Raw genomic sequence first — 21,270 nt, 5'->3', positions numbered from 1 at the left:
GAATGTCGATGCGTACCGCCTATTCGTAGGTTGGACGTGCCACCATGGTCGTGGTTGCGGCAGTTGACGGGCTAGTCACCACCGTCAGGTATTGCGGCGGTGGCTAGCCCGACCTCACGTAGTCCATTGGCGAATTGGTTCAGTGCCTCGGCTCCATTGATCCAGGCTTCACTCGCGAGGACCGATGGTTCGAAGTCCGGATACCGTCTTTTCATCTCCTCCACGACTTTCTCGGCGTCGTTCTTCCGTCCGATGCCTGCGAGGCAAAGCGCCTCGAACAACCGGGTGGTCGGGGTGTCTGGAGAGCCGGAAACTGCCTCAAGGCCCGATGCGTAATCGCGGACGAAATAGCAGACGCGAAGCTTGTTCATGTAATACCAGCTTGGAGGAAAAGGATGGAGCCGCAGCGCGCGGTCGATGACCTGCAACGCCTCATTGGGTTTGCCCAGAATGCCCGCCACATATTTTGCAATCAGCGTCATGGCGTCGGCATTGGTTCGACCGCTCGCCAGCGCCTGTTCGAAAGCCGCCTTCGCCGCCACGCCATTGCCATCCTCAAAGTACATGTCGCCTACCTCGATCTTTACCAGCGGGTCGTTTGGATCGAGGTCTGCAGCCTTGAAAATTGCGCGCCGCCGTTCCTGCCGCGCGAAGTCGATGTCACTCTGCCAAAAGTTGGACGTCACGTGCTCCCAGCAATAGGCCAAGACGAGCCAGCCGCGGGCGAATTTTGGGTCGAGCGCCAAGCTTCTCTGCAAGAAATCGATAGATTCCAATGTCCTTTCCCGGTCGAATGTCCTCTCACCCTCGAGACCGAGCAGGAAGAGTTCGAAGCTTTCGAGCGTCGCCGGCCGCCTTCTGCCCAAACGAGCGAGGTGCGCACGCACGACAGCGCCTTCCATCCCGCAGACGCTGCCGGCTACGGCCTCGACCACGGCATCCTCCAGATCGAAAAGGTCGCCTTCCGAACGCTCCAGCCGTTCCGCCCAGACGTGAACTCCGGTTTCGGAGTCAACGAGTTGGACGTTAAGACGGATTTTCGAGCTGGAGACCTGTATGCTTCCAACAAGCAGGTAGTCGGCACTGAGAGATCGGCCCACGTCACGGAGGTCCACCGATTTCCCCTTGAAGGCGAAGGTCGAGGAACGTGCGATGACAGCCATCTCGCCGTGCCGGACGAGATCAGTGATAATTTCCTCCACGATCCCGTCTGCGATCCGTTCCCATCGATCATCGACCGCAAAGCTGGTGAAGGGCAGGACTGCGATCGACGGCTTTTCTGTAGCCGATCGCCTTGGGGAAACGTACGCAGTTGCCGCCTGTTCGTAGCCATCGAGGATTATGTGATAGATGTGGACCGGTCGATCTATGTTCTTCAGTGATTGCTCGCCCATGTCCTCGAAAGCGAGATCAAGCCTTTTGCCGACCTGATCACGGACAGCAGATGAGACTGCGACGCCCCCTGGTTTGGCGAACCCTTCAATTCGAGCGGCGATGTTGACGGCGTCCCCATAAAGATTTCCGGCCTCGACCATGACATCCCCGAGGTTGATGCCGATCCGGAATTGCATTTTCCGATCGCCTGGCAGGTCGAGCGGTAATTGAGACAGACTCGTCTGGATTTGGACGGAGGCCCGCACCGCCTCGACAGAACTGCCAAACTCCGCGATGACGCCGTCCCCGGCTTCACCGAATATCCTCCCCCCGTGGTTTTCGATTAGCCTGCCAATGGTGTCGCGACAGACCCGAAACGCGCCAAGCGTACGCTCTTCGTCAGCGCCCATGAGGTGACTATAGCCGGCCACGTCGGCCGAAAGAATGGTAGTAAGGCGACGCCCCATCGCTCACTCCGCCTGTTTGGAGGGCAGAGTATCACGTCAAAGTCGCGGGCGCATCCGCGGCGATCCGGAGAGCCACATCAGGCTGCCGGGGCGACAGCGCTTACGGTTGAATCAGAGATCGTCGTATCGAACCAGCGTCTCGACGGCCTGTTCATACTGCATGCGGTCAAACTCAAACGGGCCAAAGCTCTCATAATTCCGGTTTGGTCGGTGCGGCTGACTGAACCCATCCCATATCACCTTGTCTGGGTGCAGGCGAACTTGGCCGATCAGGGGCCAACATCCCACCTCACCACAATCACACGACAACAGATAAATTTCCCCCTGCTCGTCGCCCGTCACGGGTGCTTCCTGACCGAGGAAATAGTTCCGCAGGGGACCGAAGCGATAGAATGAGGGTATGAGACCGCCATAGCCACCAGCGGGATCGCGATAGCCAGCGGCTTCTTCGAAATCAGCCACAAGCCGATCTAGTCCTACGCCATCCACGCACGGAAAGACGGCAGTCGTGGCTTCGTCCATATTTTCAAATTTGAAGCTGAGAACATTCGTCATGCACCACGATAGAGCCAGCGAGCGCGCGAGGTCAATTTCACATCATCAGCTTTTTCGCCTTAATTTGGCGTTCACCATTCAGGTCCGAACGGGTGGCGGTCGGCCATCATGACGCCATAGGGTTGGAACCAATAAAGTCTTTATAACAACCGGGTGGCGAAGAATGAGATTGCTAGTTCTCCTTGCTGCGGTCCTCTTCCTGACAGCGGCGCATGCCCAAGCCCAAGTTTACGCGCCGTATGATGGATACGAGGAATACGACCCCTATGGGTATGATGACCCGTACAGCCCGTACCCCCCACCTCCCTACTACGAACCAGAACCTGGTTATCGGGAACCGTTGCAAGAACGACGGGAGCCATCGACGCGAATTGGAAGGGGAGCCATCGTCATCGCGACACGTGAGCACACCCTTATCTACACGACGGCAAGCGGAGAGCAGTTCGCTTACCCCATTGCCGTCGGGCGCGAAGGAAACAATGGTACGGGTCGACCCTGGTGGTGTCGAAGCGAATGCATCCCGAGTGGCGGCCAACGGCGAGCATGCGGCAGAAGAACCCGAGGCTTCCAGCGGTCGTGGAGGCTGACCCTGCCAATCCGCTTGGAACCCGCGCGATTTACCTGGCCGACGGGCTGCTCCGCATCCACGGCACCAACGACCCGTCCTCTATCGGAACCAATGCGTCGAGTGGTTGTTTTCGAATGTACCGCGAGGACGTCGAGGAACTTTACGATATGGTCCAGCCGGGGACCTGAGTGATCGTCCAGCGGTGATCCCTGAATAATCTATGCCTCAAAATGCCTAGCAGTCTGCTCGTGGCCACACCGGTCCCTTGGGTTCTGCTGGGGTAACCCGAGGTTCACCATCCCATCAAAGTATGCGTGAAGTAGTGCACCGCTCCAGTTGATTTCAAGGGGATTTCAAGCTGGTATGGAGCGTCCAATCTATGGCTCCAGTCATGCAGCGCTACGACATTCAAGCACTCGAAAACGGAATGTGGTCGGTCGTCGACCATCAGACCGGCAGGTCAATCGTCGATCGGGAAGGTTCGAGCGAAAAAACGAGGCTGGAAGCCCAGGCCTTGGCCGATTTTCGCAACGGAATGTTGGTTCCTCCAGCAAGGGAGCGCACTTCTTCACGGCTCCAAAAGCTCCGTGCCGCTTGGGCACACCTGACCACGAAGCCGCCGACACGATAAACCGTCAGTGTAGCCTCTGAGCCAATCGGCGGTTTACCGAACGTCTGTTCTCGAGACGTCGCACGCTGCGGTATCGTGATCCGATCTCTTTCCATATCGAGGCGTCGCCGTGCACTAAACCTGCGTCGCGCTAAGCATTCGGGTGAAGTGCATCGGCGAGCGCGATTGACAGGTCTTCGCGGGTCCTGAACCCAGCTTCCAACAGATCAAGCGCAGTGGCAGTTGCCGCCCGCGCGCATTCGCTTTCCGGGTCCACGTGGTTCTTTTGGTACCATGCGGCGAGGACCGCGGTGAGAACTTCAAGGTCTCCGTTGCGCAGTGTGAAAGTAGGGATTTTCTCCACGGTATCCTTCCCCGTCCGAACCTATGCACTAGGCCAAGGGGGCGGCAGACACAGCATACTCCATATTTGTGAAGAGGTCATGATGACTGGCGTTTAAGGCCCCGCCGTCTCGTAGCGGGGATTTCAATGAAGGGTGATTGCTCGCTCCGGCACGGCGACCTCCTCAGCGACGAGGCCGTTAAGCGCAAGGGTCACCTCATCGAGAGACCAGCCGACACTGAGAGCATGATCAATCATCAGATGAAATTCGCTTTCGAGATATTCCTTGCAGTCGTGAAGACGATCAGACGAGACAACAATTTGGCGCGAATTTAGGATTCTGAGCATGGCCTTGTCCTCTTCTCCGAAGCTAACAAGCCATGACATGCCATTGTTCCCACCATGATCTTGGGCAGGCGATTCTTTGGTCTTTCGGGAACACGATCGACACGAAAGCGCATGCTTCCAATGGTGGGCAGAGAACCCTCAGTCCTCGGCCTCTTGTGGCGATGCGCCCGGGTCCAAAATCCCACGCGCTGCATCCACGAGCGGCCTCAGGCTTCGTCAGAGGGAGACGAGACGTTGTTCGCAGAGCAGAATTCTTCAAGGACTATTTGGCACTTTGATAGGTCTTCCGATGTCAGCGGCTGGTCATGCCGGTGATAACTCATCGCTCTTCCCTCGTTCTTCACGCATGCGCGTCGTGCCATGAGATGGTTTCGGGTCTGTCGCGGTTCAAGAGCAGCTAGGAGCTGGTGCTCCACGCGCACACTAAGGCCGAGCTATCCTATCAGTGAACGGCTGCAACAACCGGTATTCCGGCTTCCTCCGCAGCGCGAATGAGCGCGGCGCGCGCTGTCTTGGCAGGGATATCGCCTTGGATGGCATCCAGGCACGCCTTCACGGCCGCGATGTATTCTTTTCCGTTGTCTGCGGGCCATCCCACGACGAGAGCCTTGGCAACCTCACCTAGTGATCGGACGAGCATGTTTTCTTCCTCACCACTCATCACAAGCACCAATGGAGCGAAGTCATCGTTCCTTCGCCAATTCACTAAGCCGAGCCTCGGCATGCCAAGAGTCCCTCTTATCCTCGCAAGGAGCGTTCGCCGTCTGCTGCGAAAACTCGGACGCCCGCAACAACGACTAAAACCTTCCCGATGGCATTTCAACAAAGGTGAGGAGCAGGCGACTATTGCAATAATGCGGGGAAAGCGCAGGATTGTCCGAAGGACCTTCGCCAGCGACAGGACATTTGCGCGATGAGTCAATTTGGTAGCGAACCAGTTCGTGATCCTGGGGACCTCGGCTTCGACAAGCCGCGGCTGGCGCGACTGAAGCGGTGGATGCAGCGATATGCCGACACCGGGCGCTGGCCGGGTGGTGCGGTGCTCATCGCGCGTCATGGAGAACTCGCCTTTTTCGACTGCGCCGGACACGCCGACGTCGAAGCCAAGCGGCCTTGGCAGCGCGACCTCATCGCCCGCATCTACTCGATGACCAAGCCTGTCACCGCCGTAGCGCTGATGATGCTGTACGAGGAGGCGCGCGTGCATCTCGACGATCCGGTCGAAGCTTACCTGCCGGAATTCAAAAATAGGCAACTTCTGATACCGGACGCAACGTCGCTCGACCAAACGGTGCCCGTCAAAACGAAGATGACGATCCGTCATCTGCTGACCCACACATCTGGCCTTAGCCTTTTTACGAACCCCGGAATACTCGGTGAAGCTTATGCCAAAGAAAAACTCGGCCTCGCCCTTGCCTACGGTGGGCTCGACAAGATGGTGCGCAGGATCGCCGAGCTGCCATTGGAATGGGAGCCGGGTACGAAATGGCAATACAGCACCGGGTTAGATGTCATCGGCCGCATCGTTGAAGTCGTTTCCGGAATGACGCTCGACAAGTACTTCGCGAATCGCATCTTCGAGCCCCTCGGCATGACCGACACCGGCTTCTCTGTGCCGGGGTTTGAGATTAGCCGTTTTCCCCCGCTCTATGAGGCCACGGCTGGCGGAATGGCTTTGCACGAAGCGCCGGAGGTTTCGGAGTGGCGGCAAGGCAAGGTTGACACGTTCTGCGGCGGAGGCGGGCTCGTCGGAACCATCGACGACTATTGGCGGTTCGCCGAAATGCTGCGGGCTGGAGGTGAACTCAACGGCGAACGCATCCTCAGTCCCCGCACTTTGCGATTGGCGGCGTGCAATCACCTGCCGGGCGATCTTGCCTCGCTGGCAGCCGAAGTTTGGGCCGAAACCCAGTTTGATGGCGTCGGGTTCGGTCTGCTGGGCTCTGTCGTCCTTGATCCGGCCAAGGCACAAATTTCGGCGCAGGTCGGAGACTATGGCTGGGGCGGGGCGGCAGGCACCTTCTTCTGGGTAAGCCCTGTCGACGACATGGTTGTCATTCTCTTCACGCAACTGCTGCCCTCAAGCGCCATTCCAGTGCGCAAAGAGCTACGTGCGCTCGTCCATGGTGCGTTGACAGGGGCCTGAAGAGCTGCTGCCCATACAAGAAGCGAAAGCAGGTCAGGTGTCCTATATGGAGCTTGTTTGATCACGGATGAAGGAAGGTCGATGGCGTCCGTCACGTTGACGGATTGCCCCCGCCCTAGGCGGAGTAGCCCTCCCAATGTAAAAGCCTCCCGGCGCGAACCGAGAGGCTTCATGGCACTCAATCTTCCACTAAGGGAAAATTCTAGCAAGCAGCGAGATCAAACCGATGATCCGCATATCGGTAATACCGAAGGAGTGGACCATTTCTGTAAGTCTCGCCCTTGGTATTGCGATATTCCAGCGCGAGGAGTGAAAACACTCTAAGCCCCTTCATATTGCTGCACGAGAAGCCTCCAAGGCAGACCATACCCGTGCTCGTTAAGCCGACGCTCCGCAGGAGTTTCCTTCATTAGGGCCGCAATGAAACCCCTGCGGGGGAAACGTCGTGGCCTTTTTCTGTGGGGTGCCAATGCACCAGCATAAGCCGGATGTGGGGATGCCAATTTCGTTGGTCAAGTCGCCGGAGTAACTTTTGGCTTTTGGCAGAGGTAGAGCTTCACCACCGGTCAATTGCTCATGAGGAAATTGAAGTTGGCGGGAAGTCCAGTGAGTGACCAAATTGATATTCTATCGCTGCCTCAATCATCAGACTTGGCAAAGGTGTAAGTTAATATAAAAATACAATTAATCGGGGAGTGGGAGGCTGAAATGCTGAATCAGTATATCTCAGTGCTTACGTTGGCCAGCAAACAGGCACCTATTGCAAAATATGCGTGGGGCCTTGTTGCCCTTGCTGCAGCCGCCGCAATCATCGCGACTATGATTGGGTATTCCCGCCTGGCGATCATCGCCGTTTCCCTCGTAATCCTCGGAACCGTATTGGTCATCGTTCTGTCTCAGTTGATCATATCGGCAAGCTCAAATGTAATTACCATCGCCATCGTACTAATTTGGAGCATAGTGATCTTCTTTATTATTTTTTTGATGTTCACCGTTTCCGCATTTGCGTTTGGTCAACCATGCAATTGGGCTGATTTCCTTCAGATCAGGTCCGCGTGCGGTGGAGGCGGCTCCGGTGGCGGTGATGCAGATACCTCCAAGGTCGTTCGGGCGACCGTTCTAGGCGATGAGGTGTCTGTTTTTGCTGGCGGTCCAGGCGAACCAAATCCAGGCTGTCAAAATCGCACGGCTGAGACGTGCGTAATGCCCAAGCACGGGGGCAAACTAATCTTAGGCACTCAGAGATTTACCGTCAGCAAACGTATCGGCGGAGAGGATCGCGCTAGCGCCAGCGAATTACCTTACGCAAATGAACAGCGAATTTGTTATGAAGTAAAGGTTACCACAGGTGCCTGCGAAGAGCGGCATCTTCTTGAAGGTTATCCGAGCGCGACCGAGGAATACCTTGCGAAGGTAAATCCGAAAGCAAGCTAATACTGATCGGAGACCCGTTGTGTCTGCGTAGCATCCGCTTAGGTCGTCATCTGGGCTATCAAACCACGGTCGGTCGGGGCACCAACTCCTCAGAGGAGGTCACGATGGTCGAACCATAGGGTTCGCTTGACGTCACCATCATCTTATCGTTCGGCAGCGGTCGGGCGACGCCTTCGCTTCCTCCCAGCGGGCACGCGTCCAAACGTCCACTTCTTCCTGCGTCAGCAACAGAGCCGGCATTGCTTTCTGATGGACGGGCTTGACGATGTCATTGGGATCGGTGGTCAGCAAGGCGTAGAGGTCGTCGGTCGTCAGCCCGTCCTTGACCTTTCGGACGCTTTGCCACTGCGGGATGTGCACCCCCGCGAAGAACATCAGCGGTTCACCTTCGTCCCAGGTAGACCAGGCGTTCGGCGTGCTCCCGCCCTCCTGTTTACTGGCGGGATCAGGTTCGGCAAAGCTGGTGATCGCCACGATGCAACGGCTCTAGACACCTAACCACTTCTCCCAGTGCGCGAGGTTGATATTTCGAATGTTGGTGCCGCCTTTGTTCGGTTCCATCTGGATGAGCACGTCCATGTCGACGGACTTGCCCTTCTGCCGCAATTTTTCGGCCCGGGCCTCGGCCGCCTGCTTGATCGCAAAAAAGCGACGGCAATCCCCACCGCGCGTGAACAAGCTGCTTGCGGCCGTCAGCTCCGCTCTCAAGGGACCAATTCAGGGGCGCGCTTCAGACTTACTGGGAACCTCAATATCTAGAGACCTGGTCCGAGCGTCGGAATTGGCCGACCAGTGCCATCGCCGTCACCGCTGTCGTCCGGCCTCGGGATTCCTATTGCAATAGCGCGCGCGACAAGGGCTTCCACTTTGGCTCGATCGATGAGGGCGACATCATCCCCCAAACTATCTCCGGGATCATAGTGAGGCACGACAAGTTCGCCCGACGTCACTTTGGCTATCAGTATGGCCAAGCGCCCTTCTTGCATTTGACCCGATCCATCGCCGTCGCCACGGTCATCGGGGAGCGGGATGACGCCCGAGATCAGGCCGCGGGCAATGGCTTTCGCGATCCGCTCTTCTAGTGCTCCGCCCCCGCCGACACCATCGCCTTCGTCGTCGCGGCCGCGGTTCTCGTCTACATCTCCGTCGTCACCGCTATCATCCCCACCGTCTTCATCTCCATCATCCCCACTGTCATCGCCATCGTCGCCGTCATCACTCCCGTCGTTACTTCCATTGTCATCATGGCCACTCGTGCCTGTGGGAGTTTGTCCGCCAACGGCGGTGGACACGACGCCCTCGAGTTGTTTTGGGTCCTCTTCCAGCAAAGCCTTCGCGGCTGCGGCTGCCGCGTTCCTTGGTGTGCCCTTGGGCAGATCAATATGCACGATCCCGTATTGCCCGTTAGCCACCGCCGTGAAACTCCAGACATCGGCTTCTCCGCCGCGATCTACGGTCCCGCCGGGTAGAATAGTTACAGACATTTCCCTCTCCCGTTTAATGTCCGATCACGAGCGTCTCGGTACTTACTGCGAGCTGTTGCCAGTGCGGTTTGTCGACCGCCTATGACCAGACTGCTGATACTCGCTCTTCACTGATTGATGCCGGAACTGCCGTTGGCGGCGCTCGCAGAGAGAGTATAGCAGCAGAACAATTTCCAGCAATACTTGCGGTTTGGATTTTAGATGGGCCTCTCCCCATTTCGGGGATGCTCAATCGAGAACCCCTTGTATTACGCCCGTTGCAGGTCGACTAATGCGGTCTCCTCGCCACCACGTGGGCCTGTATTGCCATTCAGCATCCGCGAGATAGCGCATCTGTCACCAAGGTTGTTCATTGGCTGTTGAACAGCGCCCTGCCGACTTGCAAGCCGAGAATGTTTGCCCCATCTGCGGGCGGCTAGAGCTTACAGGAAACCGATGATCATTGATTTCGACAGCAACGACTGGATGGAACCGCTCGATGTGGCGCTCGGCCCCCTCGTAAATTCCGCGATGAAGGACATGCTCCTGCGTTCGACGTTCGAATATACGGATGACGCGCTCAAAGCGTTTGCCGGCGCAACGAACATCGACGCGGTCATTGACAGAACGGTTGACTGGATCGGCGAGAACCGGGTGCGTGCCTACCACGGCACCCGTCTGACGGACCTGAAGCCGCCGCGCTTTCGACTACTGGGCTCAGGCCGCTGAATATTTCCGAACGAGTGCAATGGATCAGGAACAATTTTCCCTCGATTGATCAAGCATTGACGCCCCAACTTGTGCAAAAGGCGATGTTTGAAGGGTTGCTCGAAGGCCGCGAGAGCCAGGTGCACGCCGCAATCTCGTATAACGAGATGATCAAGGGCTATGACTATCTCTTCAAGGGGGCTGAATTTGACCGCCGTCTGCTCGAGTATGCGGTTGGTTGACCTGTTGACCGCGCGGGGGAAGCCCCGTCTTGTCAAATTGGTTTTTCCAGGCGACGAAGCGCTTGACCACATGCACTTCTTCCCAATGGAACAGTGCCGTCGGGACAACGGCTATCCTAACCTCGTGAGGGAAATGCTTGAGGAGTATGTTTGGCAACTTCACCAGCCTGCCAGCAAACGGAATTCCGTCGATGCGTGCCTCCACATCAAGACGGGTGTACCTGGTTCGTACGTCGAAGAGATACTGGAGTTCGATGATCCGAAGGAGACGATTGACAAAGTCGACTGACCCTCGCCCGCTATAAGCTGGAGTTGCCCCCAAAAGACCGGACATGCTCAGGTTTGAGATTGCGAGCTGATGAACTCGCGCGGCGATTGATATCCTAAAGCACTGTGTGGATGAAGATTGTTGTAATGCTCGAACCAGAATGGCAGTTGAGCGATGACGGTTTCAGCATCCGGGGTTGGATTGACCGAGACGTAGTCGCGCTTGAAGGTTTTGACGAACGCCTCCGCCATTCCGTTCGACTGTGGGCTTCGCACCGGTGTCGTGCACGGCTCCATGCCGATGTCGCGTAGCAAGGATGCGGTGTCCTTCGCGATGAAGCAGGAGCCGTTGTCGGTGAGCCATTCGATGGGCTCGGATAGCACGTTGATGCGGCCGAAACGGTTCTCGACAGCGGTGATCACGAGGTCCTGCACGTCTTCGCTCTTGATGCCCTGCGTGGTGGCGACATGGGCGATTGCCTCGCGGTCGCAGCAGTCGAGGGCGAAGGCGACGCGGACCTTCTCTTTGTTGTCACAGCCGATCTCGAAGCCGTCGGAGCACCATCTGACGTTCGAACGCTCGACGGCGACTTGGCCGTCGTGAAGGCGATCATCGACCGCTCCGGTATGACGCACCAGCAGCAGATTGTGCAGCTTCATCACCCGGTAGACGCGCTTGGCATTGGGCCACGAACGCCCATCTTTCCGGGCATTCCGACGCAGGATGGCATGGACACGCCGATAGCCGTAGGTGGGCATGTCGGCGATGATGGCCTTGATGTGCTCCACCAGTTCTCGATCCGGGAGTGGCGGGCGTCCTCTGGCTCTGGAAGGGGAGCTTGCGGCACGCGCGGCGATATTCGAGCGGGCGACACCTAGAGTTTCGCAGACGGTCTTCATTCCAAAATCCCCCTCGGAAGAGAGAGCGAGCGCAACAGATGTTTTTTTGGGCCACCGGCGATTTCGAGAGCTTCCTTCAGGATTTCGCTCTCCATCGTCTTCTTGCCCAACAGGCGTTGCAACTCCTTCACCTGGGCCTGAAGTGCTCGGTATTCGGAAGCCGGAACGACCTCCTCCTCGGCGGCCGTCGCCGTCAGTGCCCCTTGGGACGCCAGCTTGCGCCAGGCGAACAACTGGTTCGGCTACCCGCAGCTCTGATCCTGCATGCAGGCGTCCTATTGGCGCTGACGCTGATCTCGATGAGCTTCACGAGGGCAAGGCTCACGGGGATCGGGACTTCGCGAACCGTCTACAATGGTCAGCGGGTGAAAGAGGTGTGACGCCGAACCGTCCCTCCGGCTTCCCTGTCGGGCCGTTCGTCTCAAGCCGAATCTGGCCAAAACGGCGAGTGCCATGCCCACCCGGCATACTGATCTTCTCTAGGCCAAGTCTCATGCCATCAATTGCGTGGCTGTGCCCGGGATCGTTTTCCGAGCTTTCCATGTTTATCTGGTGGACGTCATTTAAACGATCGCATCCAGCCGCCTCAGAGCGCGACGCCATTGTTGATCGCCCAGGCACTGAAACGCTCTCTGGCAGCAGGCCTGCGCTCTATCGCCTCTCGCAATCGCCGAATTGCTTCGTCTTTATCGCCGACGAGCCATGCCGCGCTGACTGACAGCAGAGACGGCCTATTCCGGAGGGCAGCGGCGAGATGCGATAAGTCTCGATGAGTTTCGAGCTATGGAAGGCCGACGGACAGCATTTTTTCCACGAGATCGGCGGATATCAAATCCAGGTTTGAGCCTGACTCGATCGCCCACCAATGATCCTCGCCATAGGCGAGGCTCCCCAGCCGCTCCCGAATTGTCGAGTCGTATTCCTTGGGTTTTCCATCGATAGGGGCCTCTCCTGCAAGAGCTGCAACCGCCGCCACGTAGACTCCAAGATTTATGACAAACTTTCCATTTTCGCCGAAATTCGAACTGCTCGCCTGGACATTCACGATCAGCCAGTTTTCACCATCGGCCCGATGCCAATTGCGTCCCGACCTTTTGAAACCATGCGCTTTCAGTAGGTCCGCCAATCCAAGCTTGATTACCTCATCGATACCGCGTGCAGCCTCACCCATGTAGTTCCTCTCCAGTATTTGTCGGCCGTTGCCAGCGTGTATTCTTAGTCACCGTGTCACCCGGTGCAGCTCGCTATGTTCCATTCAACTGATGAGAAAATGCGAAACCTAGAAAATCATCGTCAACGGTAGGCAGCCTCCAACACTTCGGCAAGCAGTAGTCAGCGCCCTGACGCAAACAGAAATTTCCGCGTTGAAATAAGTAGATACGCGGTCCGCCCCTGCAGCATGTCAAAGTGTATTTTCGAGAGGGAAACATTAGGATATGGTCATGCACGCTGGGCCAGGAGCCGGTAAATGTATGATTTTTGGGAGGAAATCGAATGTCACATAGAGTGGCCTCGCAAAAACGCGCGTTGTCTTCAACTGACCTAAAGATGCTGGACGGTTTACTCAAGGAATGGTGCGAGAGCCGCCATTGCGACATTTTGGGCTCAGAGGCTCGCGAGGCGGCGCGCGAGCTGGTGATGTGGTGTGAGTTCGGCGTCGATAGACCTCACCAACTGCGGGAGCTGCTTTCGACTCTTTGATCCGCTGAGAGCGATAGCTCGAACAGAAGTTCGTTGTCCTTCTCGCCGACGTGTTCCCAACCAGCCGCTCGATAAAACCGTTCCGCTCTGGTGCTTGGATCAGTGGTCAGCCATGCGCGTTCGACACCCGCAGACTGGAGGCAGGAGCACGCTTCCGCGAGAAGACGTGAGCCAATGCCTTTCCCTTCGAAGCCAAGCGTGACGAAGAGCGCCCAAATGTTGCCTTGGCGAGGGTCGGCCGCAGAAAATCCGACAATAATCCCCTTCTCTTCCCAGATGGCTACGCCTGGATTCGTCACAAACCATTCATAGTCGTCGTCCGTGACCTTCGAAGGATCACTGAGGATATTTTCGACGACAGAGGACCGAACGAGTTTGAGTGCTGCGATGTCGCCAACGACCGCTTTCCTGAGCATGATTGACCTATCCGATGTCTCTCGCGGCCGGAGAATGCCTCCGTTCGGCATTCGGCGCAATGTTCGCCCTGGTGGGAGCGGCGAAGCTGAGGACGTTGCGTTATCGACGCGACCACCTAAAGTGCAGCCATGACAAGCACCATATTGTTGACTGCGGCCATCATGACGTTTGGCGCGATTATGTGGGTTATGCTGGCCGGGATGGGCATGCGAACCGATATCATGAAAACGCCTCCGTCATTCCACGCAAGACAAGCCAAGCTGATACTTCCGCTCATGGCGCTTTTCGTTGTGCTGGTTTTGCTCGCCAGCCAGGCCAAGTCGTGGGGATGGCCGTAGTTGGGTGACGTCATGTCCGCTTCAGTGGAACTTTCCGACAGAAACGGTCGTCGCCGCAGCTCGAAGCGCTAGTCTGAGCTTGCCATCCTGGTGCGTGGAGTCGACCTTTGACGGATCACCCCTATCCAAGCGTCAGCCCGGGTGCCGGAAACTTTCCAGGTGCATATGCGTGGTGATTGCCTCGGAAAGGGCAAGCGGCGATTTCTCCCCCGCAAGCGTCCTCCCGACTGCAAAACGCATCGCATCAAGGCCCCGTTCGCATTCCAGCGGGATGTGGTGAACCTTGCACCAGTCCTGAACTACATTGGTGACCAATTCGATGCCGTCATCATCGAGGGTGAGGAGATATTGCAGATACATCGCCATGCTCTCCGGTTGGGCGGGAGCACAAGTATCTCTCAAGCGGTCGCAGCCGAATGTTAGGACCGACGGCGTAGATCGTACGCTCTTTTCAGTGGGGACACAAAGGAAACGGACGCCGCTATGCGATCCGCCCATAGTTGACCGTTCAGCATCACGCTGTTCGATTGCCCTCGACTTTCTGAAGGCCTTCCGGCACGAAGGGTTGGGAAATGAGGTGATCGCATGCACGTACCCCCTTGGGCAATCATGGCAGGGCTTGGCGCGCTCGAGCGCAGGGAGGTAGCGGACCTCCTGGCGAACTTCGAAGCGACGACGCTACTGAACATCTCGCGGGATAAAATCGCCGACACTCTCAACCATCTTCAGAATGGAAGTCGCGACAAAGAATTGGCTTCCTTTGCTCGTCGTCTGCGTGACCTCTCCGACAAGACCGCAGCGTCAGGGGCTTCGACATCCGCATTGCGTCTGCGACTCTGGACGCGGGTCATGCAGTCACTTGATCTCGACCCCAAGTTTCCGCTCTCGACAAGGACGGCCGCTGCGGTAGGTGCGAGCCTGGCAAACGCCGCCGCGACAGTGATCGCGCAGCCGCTTCCAAAAAAGGGTGATGCGGCCGGTATATCGCCTGTTGGGAGCGCGGTTCGACGGATGCGGACGATGGCGACCGGAGGAAATATCGCGGATTTCGATTTTCTGGTGAATGAGAAGGCCAAGCTCGTCGCCGATAGCATCGCCAAGGCAACTCAAACCGGCGAGCTGAAAGCCGACGATACAGCCGAGATCGAACGTAGGGTGCGCGCCTATATCGAGACGCTTCCCCCTGAAGCCCAGGACGCAGCAATACGAGACTCAATGAAGAGGGGCGACAATGCGGCCCTTCTCATGGCAGTGTCCGGAACATCTGCTCTGGCTGTGGGGGTTGGCGTGAACCTCGCTGGCTTCAGCGCCTACGTCTTGGCCGCCCAAGCGTCCGCATTCATTCCCTTCGTGAGTGGTCCCGCCGCAGTTTCGACGCTGTTCATGCTGGCGAACCCACTGTTCAGTGTTCCAGCTGTCGCCGGCATTGGGTATTTGGCAAGCCGACACGTCAATGGACAGAGCGCCAGCCGACTGGCGGCCAATGTCGTCGTTCACCTCGGTCTCCGAGGAATGTCTGTAGGGGAGGATGGCCTCGCGTCCGTCCTCGATCAGTTTCGGACGGCACCCGCTGACGACCTGGCCGATCTGCCCATCGCCGATCGCCAAGCGTTTCAGGTGAAGGTGGTTTCGGTGTCAAAAGCAATTGGCGGCCGTCTCCCGGATGCGCCTCGAGGTTTTCCCGGCCAACAGAGTGCCGACCGTTTCGCCAAATACTTCGAAGGCGCTGTATCGGCGAGCCGAGGCGATGCCTTGGAGATATCAACCGTTGGCGCTGCGACCACGGCGGACATTCTATTCAACGCCGCCTCGATCGATCCGATGGTCGTTTCCGCAGCGGATTTTTCAAGGATCGAGGACATCAGCGACATATTCAAGTTCGGACAGTTCGCGGATCGTATTGCCTCGATGACTGGCGCGGCAGCTGTTGGAGCGGGCAACAACCTCCGAGGATATGTCTCAGAACAGATCGTAGCTGCGCGGCTGGCGGAGCACGGATATGTGGTCGAATTCCCTGATACCTCGAATAATCCGGCCTTCGATCTATTGGTCGATGGAAATCCCTTCCAGGTGAAGTGCTTGCTCGGCCTGGACGGTTTGCGCGAACACTTTTCGAAGTATCCAGACATGCCCGTCTACGCAAACGGCGAGCTTGCCGATGCGGTCATGGCAAGCGGCGAGGCTTGGGCGTCGAAGGTCTTCTACATCGATGGCTTCGATCACGAGATCGCCGACTTGATAACGCGAACCTCCCTGGAGGCTGGCGAAGCGCTCGGCGACCTTCATGCCCCCTATTTCGCTATGGCTGCCTCTACAGGACGGAATTTGTATCGCTGGTGGCGTGGTCGTATGCCGCTGTCCGATTTGCCCCTCGCAGTCCTGATCGACAACGCGGTGAAGGGTGGGCTGGCGGCTGTGGGTGGAATATCCGGAAAGACAATTGGCCTCCTGGCGTTCGGTCCCGCCGGCGCGCTGGTACTCGGCAGCGTCGGTGGCCTTGGAGCGCTGTTTGGAGCAGGATGGACCCGGGAGCAGGTAACGCGCCTTCTGTCATCTGAATGGCTTGCCGAACTTGATGAGACCACCGAGCGGTTTCGCGTGGCGCTGGGCGCGGCCATCAGATCAAAGATCGAGCTGTTCGAGGATAAACGAACAAAGCTGCCCGAAGGTGAGCATCCGGTGCGAAACTGGGTCGAGTCGCGATTTTCGGACGAAATCGTCTCGCTCGAAGAGGCTAGCTACGATCTCGAGCACAGTTTCCGTAACCTGCGCCAGCCGACGAAGGCAAGGGCATGCCTTGAGGTCATGAGGCAAGCAGCCGTTCACCCTGTCGCGGTCGAAGCCGAGCTGACGGGGCTGCTCAAGGTCCTGGCCTCGGAGCCGTCAAAAACGAAGGCAGCGGGAAAGAAGGCTTCTCAAGTGTGGAAAAGTTTGGCTTCCAACATGCCAACCAAGGGCAAGTCCAGAGATGCGTAGACTGTGAAGTAGACGACAGTCCTAAACGAGCGTGATCCGACGCAGCGACCGCCGCACCCTATCGATTTCTTCCGCCAATCCGCGGATCGTTTCAATCGGAAGTTTGTGGCTGGAGCCATCGGGACCTACGCAAACTACCACCGCGCTGTCGCTCTCCCACGGATTGGCAGTGACGGACTGGATGCCGTGCGCAAGAAGATTCCGGAACCTCGAAACCTTCTCCACCGCACTGAGATACTCGACGAGCCCGCCACTTTTCGAACCCGCCGCGACGTCGCCCATGTACGCTCTCCATTGGGTGATAACGGTCCCCTTGGCCAATCGCCCTTGAAGGCCTGCTTCCTCCAGTTGGCGGCGCATTTCGGCCTCGAGGAAGCACCAATAGATTTGCACTTGGCCGATTTCACACGCCAGATCGCGAAGAGTCGGATTGGGGAAGATGCCGTTGCTCATGCCGCAAATCGCCCATCGGCGGTCCTTTGAATGAGCCCGCAAGACGCGCTTAGTGCTAGCAGCGTAAACAATCGGTCAGGCGTCGGGAGGAAATTGCCGGTCGCACGTGTCCGGACTCGCATCCAGCCCGCTACTTCAAGGCTTATTCGCAATCGCTTTTTTCCGTCCCCGCCCCTGACGGCCGACCAATGAACGTGTTGTCCGATCACCCAGCCTTCAATGATCTCAGCCCACATGGAAGCGCGTGGTCTTTCCGAAATTGCTTCGAGGCGTGTCGACATCAGACCTATCGGCAGCCTATCTGGACGTCCGTCAATGACCCTTTGTGACGTCTGCGGAAGATCGGCTAGCGTTAGCGCATCGTTCACTGCCTTTACGATTGCGAAACTACGAGCGGCCAGACCGGGTATCCGCGTCGGGTCCTTCTGTTGAGCATCCCGCAGCGAAGCCACGAGGTCTACAACAGCGGTCCCTGGACGTGCAGCGCTCGCTGGCCAACCCGTGTCTTTGCCCATGGACACGACGGACGCGAAATAGCCGCCCACCGTCTCGGACGCCTGGTAAGTGTCATCTAAAGTGGCGGCAGCAACGTCTGCTCGGCTGACTAACTCCTCGGTAGGGATCGGGCGCGGCGCTCCCCCTTCGCTCTCCTCTGCAAGGACTCGCTCCGTCCAAAGCAGCATCGCCTCTGTCGCCAATCTCTGAAGCTGTCGGGCTTGAAGATAAGCCAGCATGATCGCTGACAGGGTCGCGTGTTCGGCATCCCCCACTATACCAGCTGGAAGGTGATTCATAACGAACCGCCTGCGAATATCATCTTGTGTCGACGGCCCCATCTCCCTCAGCAATCCGATCAAGTAGTCGATCGTACCCTTGCGGCGGCGCATCGCTGGGGAGGCCAATTCATCGGAACCGATCTCGTGGAACATCAATCTGAATACAGCGCGCTCCACATCGGACGGGTCTTCGACAGGAAGCTCTTTGGCAAACTCTTCTATCTCGGACGCTTTGACCGAAGGCGGCGCGACAGCGAGCAGATGCGGAGACAGCACCTTCTGAACGCGCGCCTCGAAATCCATGACAGCAGGCATCACCTGGTTTGTCACGATGGCCTCATCGAGGCTGAGATAGCGCAGTGCTTTGATGGAAGGTCCGTATTCGGTCGGAGCCATGATGTTCGTACGGGTCCGCTTATATTTGTCCCAAACCTCGCCCTCGAAACGGAAGGCTTCCCCTTTAGGGGTCCGATCGATCGTCTGCCGCAACGGGGTCGAACCTCTGAAGGGCCGACGGTCGAGTAGATGTGACCATGCAAACAGGGCTTCATATCTTTCCATGAGGTCGGCGATGACCTGTGGATCATCGACACCTTCACGGGCTGCTTGGGTCGACGCCTTCCATGCCGCCCACGCTACGAAAGTGTAATAGCGAACGTGCTGAGTGACGTTGTTGATCCCCGGCGTCACGTTGTCCATGATGTCCAGGTTTATCTGCCTCAGGCCAATCGGATCGACGCCGCTTTCTTCGACTTCGAGGGGTGCGACGACCCGCATTCCGGCGTTGTCATCGAAAATCTTGTCGATATCGGCGAGTTTCATCACGCTCTCCTAAAGGGATACGTCGACCACGACACGGCCGCAGTGGAAATTGTCGCAGGTAGCAATCCGGTTTCGCTTGAAGCGCGACTGGCTTAGGCCGGGGAACCTAAATCCACACCTTGGACAACCTGGTTTGTCGCCGGCCCTGGACTCCATCCATACAATGCGGTCCAGACGCCCTTCCCTTGCGGAAAATCGAGAAATCGTCGCGAGTTCATTCGTGGTCGCGCCGCTTGGCGGTTCGTATGGGCCATTCTTCTCAGCCAGCGCCTTGCGGAGATCGTTCATGCGGCTCCAGGGGGTCTTCGTCCTTAGGATTGCCGACCATGCCTCCGACCATTGGCTCTGCTGTGTTCCAGGAGCCAAAGCCTCTTCGTTTAGCTTTCCGGCTTGCGGTTCACAGAATACTTCGAATTCCTCAGGCACCTCGCCTCCGGTCCAGGCCTGGAGGAATTCGTGCATGGCCCGGGCCTTGCCAGAGTCACCGATAACGAGCCTGCACACTGTTGCCGCTACACATTCGTCCAATCCCGTCGGGTCCACATCTACCGGCCTCGAGCCGGCCGCCGTCTGCAACCACTTTGCCAAAAGCCGCGGGACCAGCTCTTCGCCAAGAGAACTTCGGGGAGCGATCCTGGCGATCATATCGAAGACCAAAAATAATCCCGGTGCGCGGGCTGGACCAGCTGGTACTCGCACCAGCTCCTCGAAGAGGCGATTGAAGGCCACCTCCATGACCTGTGGCTTCACTCTTTGCGTCTGGCCTCCGCTTTTCGGCTCTTTGCCACCCCCCTGCTTTCGGTTCTCGTTTCCTCCGTGAAGAGAAAGGTCGTCCTCTTCCTCGTCATCGCCACTGTCGTCGTTTTCTTGCGGAGCGGCGGTCGCGAGCATACGAACCAGTGCGTCGATCAATTCATCGCCATTGCTGACGATGCCCGATCCTCTGTCTCCATTATGGGAGAGTCCGAAGGCGTCACCCGCGGCGAATGGTCGAACCACTTTCAGGCCCGCTGTCTGCTCACGATCCGATCTCCCTCCCCCAGACCGTTCGGCGGCATCGAGAAACGTTCGTGGTTCTCGCGACACGTATTCCATGATAGCCGTGAGATCATTGAGCGTTTCGACGCCTGCGATCATCCGCCCGAGAGAGCGAGCGATCGGCCCTCGCCTGTTCATCGCATCGATGAAGCCGCGAAGGATAAGCCATCCTCGAAGCTCGGCCGCTTCTCGCAGCAGGATTAGCTGGACTGACGACCCAACCCTCATCGGATCGAATGAGCCTGGCGGCTTAAATGCGAAGTAGCCATCTTCATCGATGACCACGTCCGGTCCAGCTTCCCTCCTCGCGCCCCAAGCAATACTGACCGTCCAAGTCCCGGCGGTCACGCCGCCTCCCATGACACGTCCTTTGATGAGTCCGCCATCGTAGTCGACGGCAAGCGAGGCGCGCTCCTCCTCTCGCGGTGCCTCCTCTCCGGTCGTTTGGCACCCCTGCGCATTGGCCGATATCCAACCGAACATCGGAGCGCGGTCGTGGATACGGGCGACGACCGCTTCGACGTTTGCTCTCCCGAGCGCCTGAACCGTCGCGTTGGCGCTGCCGCTGACAATCAATCGCCCTTGGCGACAACCAATGTCGAACAACTTGGAGTGAAGCGGGCGGCTATCGTTGAATTCGTCACAGGAAACTGGGCGAACCTGGAGACCGGCGGCGGAGGCTGCCGAGAAGTCGAAAACCGATGGCGCTCGCGGGGGCACGGCGACCCGGAGATTATCGCACCCGACCGCTTGGGCGAGCGCGGCGATCCCGTGATGGGCCGAGAAAAAGGGCGAGACAATTGTCAACTCTTCAGCGCCGCCCAGTTCGTCCACCAAGCCTGCGATTTGCGAAGTCAAGGGACCAGCCATGGTGTGCAGGAGCCGCCCGGTCCCGCTGCCTGGCACCAGAGAGGACCGACGGGCCAGCGACACGTAGTTATGGAGGTCGGGAGCGCGCAGGCAATCGAGAAATCCTCCTGGACGGGCCTCACGCTGGATTGCTTCGATCAGGTCTGCCAATCCAGAAAAGCATGCGGAGTCTCGCCCTGGGCGAAGGACCTCCAGAACCTCGTTGTTGTACCCCCATCCACCGAACGACAGGTTCCCCGAGCCGACGGTTGCTCTGACCTCGCCGTCTTGAGCAGCGAACAGACCGATCTTGGGATGGAATACCCCGGTCGCGCACTGGACTGGCACAAGATTGTAATCGCGACCGATACCGACCGCGCCGACATCCGCCAATGACGAACGGTAACCTGCCACGTCGGTTACGACAGTGAAATCGCGGTAACTTCGATTGACCGCCGCCAATGGTATGGCTTCT

At 57.8% G+C, this 21,270-nt stretch carries 18 protein-coding genes and 3 pseudogenes; 8 read left to right on the top strand and 13 right to left on the bottom strand.

Annotated features, from left to right (window positions below; translation table 11 throughout):
- Positions 1–71: 71 nt before the first annotated feature.
- Both EFD56_RS21395 and EFD56_RS21390 read right to left on the bottom strand, forming a co-directional pair.
- Positions 72–1,841 carry an adenylate/guanylate cyclase domain-containing protein gene (locus EFD56_RS21395; protein ID WP_126906212.1) on the bottom strand — a complete coding sequence of 590 codons (1,770 nt, stop codon included), beginning with the start codon at positions 1,839–1,841 and terminating at the stop codon, positions 72–74.
- Positions 1,842–1,952: 111 nt separating this feature from the next.
- Positions 1,953–2,396 (bottom strand): hypothetical protein, encoded by a 444-nt coding sequence (locus EFD56_RS21390; protein WP_164736852.1) that lies wholly within the window; start codon positions 2,394–2,396, stop codon positions 1,953–1,955.
- 163 nt (positions 2,397–2,559) lie between these two features.
- Here EFD56_RS21390 and EFD56_RS21385 point away from each other — a divergent pair.
- Together EFD56_RS21385 and EFD56_RS21380 are read left to right on the top strand one after the other, a co-directional pair.
- Positions 2,560–3,152 (top strand): annotated as a pseudogene (locus EFD56_RS21385) (L,D-transpeptidase).
- A gap of 203 nt (positions 3,153–3,355) precedes the next feature.
- The gene (locus EFD56_RS21380; RefSeq protein ID WP_126906210.1) at positions 3,356–3,595 is read left to right on the top strand and encodes a hypothetical protein; all 240 of its coding nucleotides are present in this window, start codon (positions 3,356–3,358) and stop codon (positions 3,593–3,595) included.
- Between the two features lie 466 nt (positions 3,596–4,061).
- Here the strand turns inward: EFD56_RS21380 and EFD56_RS21370 are convergent, their stop codons facing one another.
- A complete protein-coding gene (locus EFD56_RS21370) occupies positions 4,062–4,265 on the bottom strand; it encodes a hypothetical protein (protein ID WP_126906208.1) in 204 nt (67 codons plus the stop codon).
- 442 nt (positions 4,266–4,707) lie between these two features.
- Entirely contained in the window at positions 4,708–4,989 is a 282-nt protein-coding gene (locus tag EFD56_RS21365; RefSeq protein WP_126906207.1) for a DUF982 domain-containing protein, read from the bottom strand.
- A gap of 189 nt (positions 4,990–5,178) precedes the next feature.
- On the opposite strand from EFD56_RS21365, the gene EFD56_RS21360 reads away from it, so the two are divergent.
- Positions 5,179–6,411, top strand: coding sequence for a serine hydrolase domain-containing protein (locus tag EFD56_RS21360; RefSeq protein ID WP_126906206.1), 1,233 nt, complete (start codon positions 5,179–5,181; stop codon positions 6,409–6,411).
- A 708-nt stretch (positions 6,412–7,119) separates the two neighbouring features.
- Positions 7,120–7,845, top strand: coding sequence for a hypothetical protein (locus EFD56_RS21355; RefSeq protein ID WP_126906205.1), 726 nt, complete (start codon positions 7,120–7,122; stop codon positions 7,843–7,845).
- Positions 7,846–7,903: 58 nt separating this feature from the next.
- On the opposite strand, the pseudogene EFD56_RS21350 reads toward EFD56_RS21355, so the two are convergent.
- Together EFD56_RS21350 and EFD56_RS32950 are read right to left on the bottom strand one after the other, a co-directional pair.
- A pseudogene (locus tag EFD56_RS21350) lies at positions 7,904–8,542 on the bottom strand (SOS response-associated peptidase family protein); the annotation flags it as partial.
- 58 nt (positions 8,543–8,600) lie between these two features.
- Positions 8,601–9,329 carry a hypothetical protein gene (locus EFD56_RS32950; protein WP_206513421.1) on the bottom strand — a complete coding sequence of 243 codons (729 nt, stop codon included), beginning with the start codon at positions 9,327–9,329 and terminating at the stop codon, positions 8,601–8,603.
- A 435-nt stretch (positions 9,330–9,764) separates the two neighbouring features.
- Here EFD56_RS32950 and EFD56_RS21340 point away from each other — a divergent pair, with 435 nt between their 5' ends.
- Complete coding sequence (locus EFD56_RS21340) at positions 9,765–10,037, top strand: hypothetical protein (protein WP_126906204.1); 273 nt, start codon at positions 9,765–9,767, stop codon at positions 10,035–10,037.
- 83 nt (positions 10,038–10,120) lie between these two features.
- Entirely contained in the window at positions 10,121–10,258 is a 138-nt protein-coding gene (locus EFD56_RS32725) for a hypothetical protein (RefSeq protein WP_164736851.1), read from the top strand.
- Positions 10,259–10,594: 336 nt separating this feature from the next.
- Here the strand turns inward: EFD56_RS32725 and EFD56_RS21335 are convergent.
- The 3 genes and pseudogenes from EFD56_RS21335 to EFD56_RS21325 all read right to left on the bottom strand — a co-directional run.
- Positions 10,595–11,667 (bottom strand): annotated as a pseudogene (locus tag EFD56_RS21335) (IS3 family transposase); the annotation flags it as partial.
- 539 nt (positions 11,668–12,206) lie between these two features.
- A complete protein-coding gene (locus tag EFD56_RS21330; protein WP_126906203.1) occupies positions 12,207–12,596 on the bottom strand; it encodes a DUF4304 domain-containing protein in 390 nt (129 codons plus the stop codon).
- 496 nt (positions 12,597–13,092) lie between these two features.
- The gene (locus tag EFD56_RS21325; protein ID WP_126906202.1) at positions 13,093–13,542 is read right to left on the bottom strand and encodes a GNAT family N-acetyltransferase; all 450 of its coding nucleotides are present in this window, start codon (positions 13,540–13,542) and stop codon (positions 13,093–13,095) included.
- A 129-nt stretch (positions 13,543–13,671) separates the two neighbouring features.
- Between EFD56_RS21325 and EFD56_RS21320 the strand changes: the two genes are divergently transcribed.
- On the top strand, positions 13,672–13,881 hold the full coding sequence (locus EFD56_RS21320) for a hypothetical protein (protein WP_126906201.1): 210 nt from the start codon (positions 13,672–13,674) through the stop codon (positions 13,879–13,881).
- Between the two features lie 132 nt (positions 13,882–14,013).
- On the opposite strand, the gene EFD56_RS21315 is transcribed toward EFD56_RS21320, so the two are convergent.
- A complete protein-coding gene (locus EFD56_RS21315) occupies positions 14,014–14,247 on the bottom strand; it encodes a hypothetical protein (protein ID WP_245440629.1) in 234 nt (77 codons plus the stop codon).
- A gap of 219 nt (positions 14,248–14,466) precedes the next feature.
- On the opposite strand from EFD56_RS21315, the gene EFD56_RS21310 reads away from it, so the two are divergent.
- On the top strand, positions 14,467–16,857 hold the full coding sequence (locus EFD56_RS21310; RefSeq protein WP_126906200.1) for a hypothetical protein: 2,391 nt from the start codon (positions 14,467–14,469) through the stop codon (positions 16,855–16,857).
- A gap of 21 nt (positions 16,858–16,878) precedes the next feature.
- On the opposite strand, the gene EFD56_RS21305 is transcribed toward EFD56_RS21310, so the two are convergent.
- The 3 genes from EFD56_RS21305 to EFD56_RS21295 are packed head-to-tail and all read right to left on the bottom strand — an operon-like array spanning position 16,879 to position 21,257.
- On the bottom strand, positions 16,879–17,310 hold the full coding sequence (locus tag EFD56_RS21305) for a hypothetical protein (protein WP_126906199.1): 432 nt from the start codon (positions 17,308–17,310) through the stop codon (positions 16,879–16,881).
- The gene (locus EFD56_RS21300) at positions 17,307–18,908 is read right to left on the bottom strand and encodes a hypothetical protein (RefSeq protein ID WP_126906198.1); all 1,602 of its coding nucleotides are present in this window, start codon (positions 18,906–18,908) and stop codon (positions 17,307–17,309) included. Before EFD56_RS21300 ends, EFD56_RS21305 begins: the two co-directional genes overlap by 4 nt.
- 9 nt (positions 18,909–18,917) lie before the next feature.
- Positions 18,918–21,257 (bottom strand): phospholipase D-like domain-containing protein, encoded by a 2,340-nt coding sequence (locus EFD56_RS21295; protein ID WP_126906197.1) that lies wholly within the window; start codon positions 21,255–21,257, stop codon positions 18,918–18,920.
- Between the last annotated feature and the right edge of the window lie 13 nt (positions 21,258–21,270).

The sequence above is a fragment of the Rhizobium phaseoli genome (genome assembly GCF_003985125.1).
Lineage (GTDB): Bacteria > Pseudomonadota > Alphaproteobacteria > Rhizobiales > Rhizobiaceae > Rhizobium > Rhizobium phaseoli.
The sequence above is the reverse complement of the archived record's forward strand: the minus strand, read 5'-3'. Positions and strand labels throughout refer to the sequence as shown.